At 66.6% G+C, this 1836-nt stretch carries 3 protein-coding genes; all 3 read right to left on the minus strand.

The annotated features are described in order from the left end of the window. Positions 1-1096 (minus strand): protein rep (locus ACFUNE_RS37565; protein WP_383577496.1); only part of this gene is annotated, 1096 nt, incomplete at its 3' end. 131 nt (positions 1097-1227) lie between these two features. Then, positions 1228-1542 (minus strand): hypothetical protein, encoded by a 315-nt coding sequence (locus tag ACFUNE_RS37570; RefSeq protein ID WP_376206243.1) that lies wholly within the window; start codon positions 1540-1542, stop codon positions 1228-1230. Next, positions 1542-1836 (minus strand): hypothetical protein (locus ACFUNE_RS37575; protein ID WP_383577498.1); only part of this gene is annotated, 295 nt, incomplete at its 5' end. The genes ACFUNE_RS37575 and ACFUNE_RS37570, both read right to left, overlap by 1 nt.

A 1836-nucleotide genomic window follows, 5' to 3' on the forward strand; every position in this document is an offset into this window, starting at 1 on the left:
TGGTCGCCTTCTCGTACTCAATCCAGAGGTCAACGACCGCAGCGTCCCCGGTCGCAAGCAGGTACTCGACCATTTCGAACGGCGTCAGACTTCCCAGCTTGCCTTTCTTGAGATCACCGCGAGCGACCTCATTTCCGATGTGGCGTCCGGAGTCCTGAGCCTTAGCGATGTATTCCCCGGCACCTTCGGCAGTCATGACCTTGTCCCACTTGACCCCATGAGTCTTATCGGCCGGGAATCCATGCTTCTTCGTCCAGGCCATCCAGAGCCGTTGCCACCGGGCCATCATGTACGTGAGTTGGATGACATCAGGCTCCGAGTCGAAGCAGACGATCACGTGAAGGTGCGGGTGCCACCCGTTCTTTCCGTAGGTGATTTCCCGCGAATTGATGGTGCCGATCTTGCCGGTGAGCTTCTTTTCACGGTTGGCCATGTTGCCATTTCCGAGTTTCCGGAATGCGTCGTTGAGTGCGTCGAGGAGTTCGGCCAGCGCGTGCCCTTTGGCATGCCGGACGGTGAAGGTGACCATCCAGGCAGAGCCACCCGACATGATCAGGTTGGCGACGCCGACAGCGATCTCGTTGGCCCGCTTGGCGCGGATCTTGGCCGAGCAGACCGGGCAGAGCCAGCCGTTCGCGCAGATGCAGACACCGGAGGTGTAGGCCACCCCGTCACGGACGTGGATCTTGACCCGGTCGACCTTGCCGTTCTGGCCTTGAGCCATGACCCGTCCGCAGGCCGAGAGCCGCTTGACCGTCGTGAACGACCAGATGGCCCGACGGATCTCGAAGCGGCGGCGGCGACGGCAACACGGATCGGTGCCCTTCCCGCATTCGTGCTGGTCAGACCCGGTTTTCCCCGCAGGGGGGGAAACAAAGTCCGTAGTAGTACCAAGGGGGGCGTCCGCCAGGCCGCCAGAGGCGGCCCGGCGCCCCTCAAGGCCTTCGGCAACGGGGCGCCGGGAGACCTGGCGGCCACCCGAGGCCCGCAGGTGTTTCGCGGCCTGTGCTCCATCCAGCGGGAGGACCGGGGGCACGTCGTCATGCGGGGTGGCTACCTGTGGTGCCGAGCCGTCGCCGTGCTCTACCGTGGTCATGAGACGTTCTCCGTTCGCGTTCCAGGTGGCGGAGAGCAGAGGCCCGGCCGTTGCGAGCGGTCCGGGCCTCCGTCGTTCCGTGTGATCCTGTCTCCCGTGGCTGACCGGCGTGGTAGGAACACGCCGGTCGGTCACTTCTGCTTCTGCGGCCCCATGAGGCTCTTGATGACGAGCCAGCCGAGAGCGCACGAGATGGCCCCGATGCCGACCGCGACCGCGACGACGGCGACGGCCAGGAGGACGGCGACGACGAGGGCTCCGGCCCCGCCAGCCGCGACGAGCTGTCCGGCGTGCTGGCGGAGCCAGGAGGGCGCGGGGGCGGCCTGCTGGACGATGACGTACGGGGCGGGCTGCTGGAGGCTCTGAGGGACGCTCAGGGCCTGTCCGGGGCCGATGTGGATCGGTGTAGGTGTGTAGACCTGCTGGGGGCCGTACGGGTCGCTCATCAACTTGCCTTCCGGGCGCGGCGGGTCTTCTTCTGGAGCGGGACGGAAGCGCCGGCGCTTTCGTCGGCGGCGGGAGTCGAGACGTCTACGACGGTGGGGGCAGCCGCGGGGATGACGTCGCGGCGGAGATGCGCGGTCGAGGCGATGAAGCCGGGGAGCTGGTCTTCATCCAGGTCGCCAACGCGGACTCGGTCGTATCGACCGCCCAGGCCGGGGACGCCGGTGACGACGCAGACGCCGACGTTGGTCTCCTTGTCCACGAGCTTCGAGGGGTCGTTGGGCTCGTCCTTGCGG

This window comes from Streptomyces sp. NPDC057287 (assembly GCF_042667905.1).
Taxonomy (GTDB): Bacteria; Actinomycetota; Actinomycetes; order Streptomycetales; family Streptomycetaceae; genus Streptomyces.